Here is an 8410-nt window from a genome sequence, read left to right on the forward strand (position 1 = left end):
CCGCGGGGATCGGGCTGGGGCGGAAGCGCCGGATCGACCGCTGGGTGAAGATCGCCTCGCCGATCGGCATCACGAGCCGCTGGTAGTCCACGCTGGGCATGCGGTTCCTCCTGTCGTTCAGCACTGGCACGGATCGCCTGGCTCCCGGAACTCCCCGCCGCGCAGGAGCGTAAGGCGGGGACGACGGACCTGTCAAGGCCCGGGGCACTCGAGCCAGCCCGGGGCGTTCAGCATGACTTCCCCGGCAATCGGCTGGGCAGTGACGCGGGCGTTGAAAGGTCGGCCTTATCTTCCGGCGCCGAGCTTCCGGCGCCAGGTTTCCAGCCGCGGCTCCCACCAGAACCGGCCCTCGACGCGGATCTTCACCAGGCTGCCCGGCGGGAGCTCCTTCGAGAGGGCGAGCGTCAGGCCCTTGACGACGAGCGTGTGGTCGGTGAACGGGTGGACGAAGACGGACAGTTCGGGAACGCGCTCGCCGCTGCGCTGGAGGATCACCCCCGCGGCAAGCTCGTACGCGTCTCCCGGGCGAGGCTCCGGGAGCCCCGGGCCCGGAGAGCTGAAGGTCGTCTCCCTCACCCACAGGGCGCCGTCGCCTTCGACCTCGAACGTCCCCGAAACCCGCCCCTGGGTGACTGAGTGACGGTAGGAGAGGACGAAACTCTCGCCGGCGCGGACCTGAACGGCGAGGAGCTGCCGGTTCACCTTCGCATCCAGGACGGTGAGGACGGGCACCCGAACAAACAGCAGCGCCCCCGCCGGAAGGCCGAGGATCGCTCCTCCGACGAGGGCGCGCCAGAGCCAGCGAGACCTGCCGGACACTACTTCAAGACGCCCTTTTCCTTGTAGAACCGGGCGGCCCCGGGATGCAGCGGGATCGGCATCCCGTTGAGCGCGGTCGCGAGCGTCAGGCTCTTGGCCGCGGCGTGGGCGGCGTGGAACTGCGGCAGGTCGTCGAAGATGGCCTTCGTGAACCGGTAGACGAGGTCCTCGGCGAGGTCGCTCCGCGCCACCATCATCGCCATCACTGCCACGGTGCTGGCCTCCCCCTGGTCCTTGTAGGTGTTCGTCGGAACCTTCACTGACGTGTAGAAGGGGTACTTCTTGACGAGCCCCTCAGCCTCCATCCCGACGACGGGCACCAGCGTCGTCTTGCCGGTGATGAAGGTGTCCACGATCACCGCAGAGCCGAGCCCGGTGGTGAAGAAGGCCGCGTCCGCTCGCCCGTCCTTGAGCTGATCCGATGCCGCGGCCGCCTCGATCCGCTCGGCCTTGCCAAGATCCCCCTCTCTCAGGCCGTACGTCTCAAGGATCTGGATCGCGTTGGCCTCGGTGCCGGAGCCGTGGGGCCCGAGCACCACCTTTTTCCCCCTGAGGTCCTTCACCGACTTGACTCCCGAGGTCTTCGTCGCGACCACGTGGACCAGCTCGGGGTAGATGGCGAAGATCCCGCCCATGTTCTTCACGGGCTTGCCCTGAAAGGCAGCCAGGGTGACGCCGTTGTAGGCGTAAAAGGCGATGTCGTTCTGGAGGAGGGCGAAGTCGGCGTCGCCGGTCCCGATGAGCTGGGCGTTGGCCACCGACGCGCCCGAGGACTCCACCGTCGCCCGGAGGTTCAGATCCTTCGCCTTGTACGCGATCCGGGACATGGCCCCGGCCAGCGGGTAGTACACGCCAACCACCCAGCCCGAAGCGATCGTGACGAGGCGTCGCTGCTGGGCCAGAGCTCCCGGAGCGAGCCAGCTCAGCGCCACTCCGCCGATCAGAAGCAGGCAAAGATACCGTCGCGTTATTCGCATTCAAGCCCTCCTTCCTCTTCACGAAGCGTTGTCGTAGGTTCACATTAGACACCGGTCCAGCCGAGGCCGCAAGAGCCAAAAGACCCTGCCTCAGCCCATCACCAGCCCGCCGCTGGCATGGATCACCTGGCCCGTCAGGAAGCCCGACGCCTCAGACGCGAGGAAGACCGCGACGTGGGCCACGTCCTCAACCGTCCCCATCCGGCGCACCGGCAGCGCCTGGATCCGGCGAGCCTTGAACTCCTCCGTCATCACGTCCCGGCTCATGTCGGTCTCGATGGAGCCCGGCGCGATGGCGTTCACCGTGATCCCGTGCGGCCCGACCTCGTGGGCCAAGGCCTTCGTGAGCGCGTTGATCGCGCCCTTCGTCCCGGCGTAGGCGGCGAACCCGCCGCCCCCGACGGCGCCGAGGGTGGCGAGCTGGGAGGAGAGGTTGATGATCCGGCCATAGCGGCGTTCGATCATGGCGGGTAGCGCATGGAAGCTGCAGAGCATGGTGCCGGTGACGTTGATCGCTAACATCTCGGCGTAGCGCTCAATGGGGACCTCAAGAAAGGATCCCCGCACCATGACCCCGGCGTTGTTCACGAGGACGTCGAGGCGATCGAAGCCCGCCAGCGTCGCCTCGATGAGCCGACGCACCGCCTCCTCGCGCGCCACGTCGGCCTGGACCGCGACGGCTTTGCGGCCGAGCCCCTGAAGTTCGGCGACCACCTGCTCCGCCTGCGCCCCGCTGGCGCGGTAGTTGACGACCACGTCAGCGCCCGCGCGGCCAAACGCCAGGGCAATGGCGCGCCCGAAGCCCCGGCTGGCACCGGTCACGAGGGCGACCCGCCCGGCCAACCCGCGCATGTCGTGTGGCGAAGTCAGTCGAACCTGCCCTAGGGCAATCGGAGGCGGCCTTCGATTGCGCCGGCCGGACGGGCACCCAGGCCGAAGGCCTGGGTCGGGCGGAGCCGTGGGTGGGCGCTCGATCCGCGTCGCCTCACCGCTGGCTCAAGTAGTGTTCCGCGATCTCGATCGGCCGGGCGACCCAGACATCTTTCTTTCCTAGGATGTGCTGGATCAACCGCTCGACCATCCGCATCCGGGAGGGACGACCGATCACCTGAGGGTGCCCCATGAGGTTGAAGAAGCCACCCTCCGCGTAGGCGCCCTCGAACTCCTCCACCCAGATCTGGTAGACCTCCTCCTGACTCCAGATGCCGTTCCCCACCGGCGGCACCGCGCTGAACCCGAAGTACACCCAGTCGTCGTTGACCCAGGCCGTGGGGAGCTCGACCAGCTCGCCGTAAGGGGTCTTGTGGCAGTAGGGCAGGTCGGCGTCCATCAGGTTGCTGTGGTAGACGAAGCCGTGTTTCTTCAGAAGCTCCATCGTGTGCTTGCTCGGGTCGCACGATGGCGCGCGGGACCCGAGCGGCTTCACCCCGAGGATTTTGTCGAAGATGTCGAGCGTCTTGAGGAGCAGCTCTTCCTCCTCCTTGGGCCCTGACAGCATGAACGGGCGCTCGTGCAGGTAGCCGTGGTGGCCGACCTCGTGGCCCCGGCGGAGCACCTCCTGGCACACGTCCGGGTAGCGTTCGATGATCCAGCCCGGGATGAAGAACCCGGCCTTGATGCCGTAGCGGTCGAGCACCTTCAAGATGCGCGGCATCCCGGTCTTCGGTCCGTATGCCCCCATGCCCATGTGCAGGGGCCGCTCCGCCAGCGCGGGATCCCTGCCAATCCACGGGCTCTCGCCGTCGAGGTCGAACGTGAGCATCACCGCGCACCGCGCCCCGTTCTTCCACCGAATCGCCTGTTCCATGGTTCCCTCCGTGTCCCTCCGTGCCCATGCACTTGCAGAGCTCCGCGTGGGCGACAAACCGATGAGGGCGAGAGAATGAAGGACAGCGCTCGCTTGCCCGGTTCATCCTAATCTTGTGGATCGAAAGGAGTCAAGCGAGGCACCGGGAAGGCAGTGGATCAATGTCCGACAGACAACTCCAATGCTACTGCCCTCAACGAGGGTAGCTACTACTTGGGCTCGGCGCTCGGTGTTCAGCCACCTCATCCTTCCATTTTTGGCCCTCAAGCATTGTCAAGTCTTCCTTTTAGGCGTCCTTGCTTGCGTCGCAACTGTTGCGCTGTAAAGACTGTTGATATCTCGCCTTTCTTATTGATGCGTGCAATAAATGGAGGCGCCTGCTTCTTGACCAGTCTGTCCATTCTCCATCTGGCCTTCACCAGCGCCGCGATCATTTCGTCAGCTGTCCACGCTCCACGAGTCAACTGGAAGACCCGCAACTGTGCTCGAACTATTGCTTCTCGCTCGTTTGGCCGATATCGCATTTCCAGATCTTTGCTAACAAGGATGAGCCCGCCTCGGCCCGCACGTTCCGCCAGCGTTTGATCGTCGATTCCTCGCGGGAACTCAGGAGATTCCCCCTGGATTACGACTGACAGGCCGTTCTCACGGAGCGCGAGAGACACCCTCTTACCCAGCGATTCTTCGACTAGGAGGGTGTGCCCCTCAAGCGGCTTTGACGGACGTGTGCTCGCAGCGGAGCGCTTCTTCAATCTCGTCCGGTAATCTCTGGTAATCGTCTGCCAAATTCGGGACAGACTCCCCGGCCTTCCACCGTTCGTACACGACTGCCGTGGCGATTCGTGTCCCGGAGATAACCGGACGACCGAACAAAACCAGTGGATCGATTACCACCACACGTGGCGAGTCGGCGGTCCGCGTTGAACGCGTAAACGGGTACAGTCTGGCAACTCGCCCAAACTTGTCCCGGTCGACTCTTTTAAGGTACCGCTCAAGAATCGCCCTGATCCCGAGCTGTCCGCTGGAAGTGCCAATGATGTGCTCGTATTCCTCGATGAATAGTTCGAGGCCGGCTGTCGCGAATTGCGCCTCAGCGAGAGGATGTTTACTGTCGCGGTCGATTTTTTTGACCAACTGGATTGCAGCGCGAATTTTCTGCAGGGAAATGTTGTGTTCATGCCGAAGAGCGTCGCAGATGTACGCTTCAAACAGATTCCAGAAAGAGAGGAAGCGGCGACTGGGATCAGCGATTTCGATTACTGGCGCAAAGAAGTGCTCCCTCCCTTTGAATCGATACGGCTGCCCTACCGTCCACGACCGAAGCGTTGAAACCGGGATCCCGAGATAGCGAGAAGCTTCTGACATTCCATACGCCGGAATGTCGCGTGGGTCATCTGTGCCGTAGAGCTTGAACTCTCCCACCATCTGCTCCCGCACCCGACAATAAACGAACAAGGAGGAGTTCCGCCACTGAATTTTTGCGGCTATCCCCTCCGTTCGGCGCCTCTCCGGCGGCCATGCCACCTTCCAGGCAATTCACCCCGCTTCTTCCCGACAGCGTCTCGGCTCTGGCCTTACCCGGCCTCAGCCCCCCGTGCTTCCCCAACTCGATGGCATAGGGGTCCGCCGCCGTTTCCCCCGGCCTTAGTGGCCTGCTCAAGGATCTGGGTGGCCAAGCGATTGAGATGTCAGCCGACGTCGGCTGGCCGGAACCCTTTGGCATACCCGTAGTATGCCGCAGCTTGGGACTCACGGCCGCCGCAGGCCCGCGTTGACAGAGGCGAGCAGCGCGGGCCAAACTGTTTGGGAGCCCCGCTGCTGCCGCCGGGGCTCGACTCTCTCAACCGACACCGGAGGATCTCATGGCCAACGACAGGATCTCGAGGCTGCTTCTAGGGCTCATCGCGCTGTTCCTGGGCATCATCTCGCTCAAGCCGTTCGTGGCGCCCCCGGCCAGCGCGGCCGCCAAGCCCGTCCGCTACCGGATCATCGAGACGACCGGGGGGCCCCTCCGCCAGGAGTTTAGGGATTTCGAGCAGCTCCTGAACCGGGTGGGCGCCGAGGGGTGGGAGGTCGTAGAACTGGTGCGCGGCGCGGTACTTTTAAAGCAGAGTGACTGACGGCCAAACCAGCCTAACTCTCTAATCGGGACGCCCGACCTGGGCGACGGGTGCGTGCTCGTCCGCGATTTGGTAGACTCTTGCCAACGCTCGTGCGGAACTTGTTGGAGGACCGACACATGTGCGAGCTGCGTGGCCGCGTCCTTATGCTTGTGAGGGATACTATCGAAAGGACCTATGAGTCGGCGTCGGGGCTTCGCGTTCAAGACGTGTTCGCCGGAATAACTGCTGCACAAGCGTTCCCTAATGCCCAAGTCAAGACTATATTCGAGCGGTCCCAGCAGCGTGTAGACGTTTCTGCCCTCCGCACGGAGGTGCTAGAACGCTTGGTATCGGAAATCGCCAAACTCAACCGCATCAAAACGGCAATTGACCTTGGATCTTAATCGGCCAACGCGGTCAGGACTTACCACGCAAGGCTCGGTCAGATGAGCCAGCGGCAATATGTCTGGCATGGGGTTGATATCTTGAGAACTTTCAGACGGAAGTGGGCGTCAAGTTCGCGTGGCGAGGTCTGATACTTTCCAAAGCATTCACCCCGCTAACTCGCGATGTCCAATCCAGGGGTCCGCATCGGCGTCGATATCGGCGGCACTTTCACCGACCTCGTCCTGCTGGACGAGGCGACGGGTGCCCTGCGCGTGGGGAAGCTCCTCACGACGCCGAAGGACCCGGCCCAGGCGGTCGAGGCCGGTGTGGCGCGCCTCCTCGACGACGCCCACGTCCCGGCTGCTGCGGTCGCGGGCCTGATCCACGGCACCACGCTCGCCACGAACGCCCTCATCGAGCGCAAGGGGGCGAAAACCGGCCTTCTGACCACCAAAGGCTTCCGCGACGCCCTCGAGATCGGCCGCGAGGGGCGCTACGACATGTACGACCTCTTCATCGACCCTCCTGCGCCGCTCGTCCCGCGACGGCTGAGGCTCGAGGTGACCGAACGACTCCTGTCGGACGGGAGCCTGCTGACGCCCCTCGACGAGGACGATACGCGACGCGTGATCCGGCGGCTCCTCGCCGAGGGCGTCGAGGCCGTCGCCATCTCGCTCCTGCATGCGCACCTGAACCCGGTCCACGAGCGGCGCCTGGCCGAGCTGCTCCGCGAGGTGGCGCCGACCCTTTCGCTTTCCTGCTCCTCGGAGGTCGTCCCCGAGATCCGAGAATACGAGCGGACCTCCACCACGGCGGCCAACGTCTACGTGATGCCGCTGATGGCCCGCTACCTGGAGGAACTCGAGCGGAAGCTCAGCGATCTGGGCATCACCGGACGGCTCCTCATCATGCTCTCCTCGGGAGGGATCGCCACCCCGGAGACGGCCAAGCGCGTCCCGGTCCGCCTCGTCGAATCCGGACCCGCGGCGGGAGCGCTGGCTGCGGCGCGCGCCGCGCGCCTGGCCGGCGAGCCGCGGCTGCTCTCCTTCGACATGGGCGGGACCACGGCCAAGGCCTGCGTCATCGACAACGGCGAGCCGCTCGTGGCGCGCGAGTTCGAGGTGGCGCGCGCCGACCGCTTCAAGAAAGGCTCCGGGCTCCCGATCCGCGTGCCGGTCATCGAACTGATCGAGATCGGTGCCGGCGGCGGTTCCATCGCCCGGGTGGACCGGATGGGGCTCCTCAAGGTCGGGCCGGAGAGCGCGGGGGCGGATCCGGGGCCAGCGTGCTACGCGCTCGGCGGGCGCGAGCCGACGGTCACCGACGCCGCCCTCCTCCTGGGCAATCCGGACGCGGGGTTGTTCCTCGGTGGCCGGATGCGCCACGACGGCGAGGCGGCGCGCCGCGCCGTCGAGGAACGCGTGGGGCAGCCGCTCGGCCTGAGCCTCACCGAGGCCGCCTGGGGGATCCACCGCGTGGTGAACGAGAACATGGCCGCGGCCGCCCGCATCCACGGGATCGAGCGCGGAAAGGATCTGAGGGCCTACCCGCTCTTCGCCTTCGGCGGGGCCGGGCCGGTCCACTGCTGGCAGGTGGCGCGGATCCTCAGGGTACCGCGCGTGCTGATCCCGTTCGGTGCGGGCGCCATCTCGGCCTTCGGGCTCCTCGCCGCGCCGCTCGCCTTCGACTTCGTCCGGACGTCGCGCGAGCGGTTGGACCGGGCCAACTGGGAGCTGATCAACCGACTGTATGCCGAAATGGAGGCGGAAGGCCGCGCGACCCTGGCCGCCTCGGGAATCACGGGCTCGGCGGTCAGGCTCCGACGCAGCGCCGAGATGCGCTACGTGGGCCAGGGCCACGAAGTGGAGGTGGACGTCCCGCTCGGGCAGCTATCGGCGGAGAGCCTCACGGCGCTGACGCAGAACTTCGAGGCCGCCTACCGCGCCGTCTATCACCGCACCGCACAGGGAGTCGCCATCGAAGCCCTCAACTGGCGGCTCCTGGTCTCGGGCCCGGTGCCCGATCTGGCAATGGCCGGAGGCGCGACGGACGCGACGGGAAGCCGCTCTCCCGATGACGCGCTCAAGGGTCATCGACCGGCCTTCTTCGCCGAGGCCGCAGGCTTCGTGGACACACCGGTGTACGACCGCTACGCGCTCGCGCCGGGGGCGAGCTTCGAGGGGCCCGCGATCGTGGAGGAGCGCGAGGCCACCTGCGTCATCGCGCCCGGCGGCCGCTGCCGCGTGGATCGGCATCTGACGCTGGTCGTCGATCTTCCAGGGTAACGAGACGTCAGGCAGCGGAGAGGCCGGCAAGGA

Annotated in this window: 9 protein-coding genes; 2 read left to right on the plus strand and 7 right to left on the minus strand. The window is 65.6% G+C overall.

Annotation, left to right across the window (positions count from 1 at the left end; translation table 11 throughout):
- The 7 genes from HY726_06420 to HY726_06450 all read right to left on the minus strand — a co-directional run.
- A partial coding sequence (locus tag HY726_06420; GenBank protein ID MBI4608620.1) for a nitroreductase occupies positions 1 to 100 on the minus strand: 100 nt, incomplete at its 3' end.
- Positions 101 to 285: 185 nt separating this feature from the next.
- Positions 286 to 819, minus strand: coding sequence for a DUF1850 domain-containing protein (locus HY726_06425; protein MBI4608621.1), 534 nt, complete (start codon positions 817 to 819; stop codon positions 286 to 288).
- A complete protein-coding gene (locus HY726_06430) occupies positions 819 to 1796 on the minus strand; it encodes a TAXI family TRAP transporter solute-binding subunit (protein ID MBI4608622.1) in 978 nt (325 codons plus the stop codon). Before HY726_06430 ends, HY726_06425 begins: the two co-directional genes overlap by 1 nt.
- Before the next feature lie 90 nt (positions 1797 to 1886).
- Positions 1887 to 2639, minus strand: coding sequence for a 3-oxoacyl-ACP reductase FabG (locus HY726_06435; GenBank protein ID MBI4608623.1), 753 nt, complete (start codon positions 2637 to 2639; stop codon positions 1887 to 1889).
- A 142-nt stretch (positions 2640 to 2781) separates the two neighbouring features.
- Positions 2782 to 3603: a polysaccharide deacetylase gene (locus tag HY726_06440; protein ID MBI4608624.1), complete on the minus strand. Its 822-nt coding sequence runs from the start codon at positions 3601 to 3603 to the stop codon at positions 2782 to 2784.
- A gap of 263 nt (positions 3604 to 3866) precedes the next feature.
- Positions 3867 to 4268: a hypothetical protein gene (locus HY726_06445; protein MBI4608625.1), complete on the minus strand. Its 402-nt coding sequence runs from the start codon at positions 4266 to 4268 to the stop codon at positions 3867 to 3869.
- Positions 4269 to 4308: 40 nt separating this feature from the next.
- Positions 4309 to 5028 carry a DUF433 domain-containing protein gene (locus tag HY726_06450; protein MBI4608626.1) on the minus strand — a complete coding sequence of 240 codons (720 nt, stop codon included), beginning with the start codon at positions 5026 to 5028 and terminating at the stop codon, positions 4309 to 4311.
- A gap of 437 nt (positions 5029 to 5465) precedes the next feature.
- On the opposite strand from HY726_06450, the gene HY726_06455 reads away from it, so the two are divergent.
- Together HY726_06455 and HY726_06460 are read left to right on the plus strand one after the other, a co-directional pair.
- Complete coding sequence (locus HY726_06455) at positions 5466 to 5723, plus strand: hypothetical protein (protein MBI4608627.1); 258 nt, start codon at positions 5466 to 5468, stop codon at positions 5721 to 5723.
- 551 nt (positions 5724 to 6274) lie between these two features.
- Complete coding sequence (locus HY726_06460) at positions 6275 to 8377, plus strand: hydantoinase/oxoprolinase family protein (protein ID MBI4608628.1); 2103 nt, start codon at positions 6275 to 6277, stop codon at positions 8375 to 8377.
- Positions 8378 to 8410 lie beyond the last annotated feature (33 nt).

The organism is Candidatus Rokuibacteriota bacterium, assembly GCA_016209385.1.
Lineage (GTDB): Bacteria > Methylomirabilota > Methylomirabilia > Rokubacteriales > CSP1-6 > JACQWB01.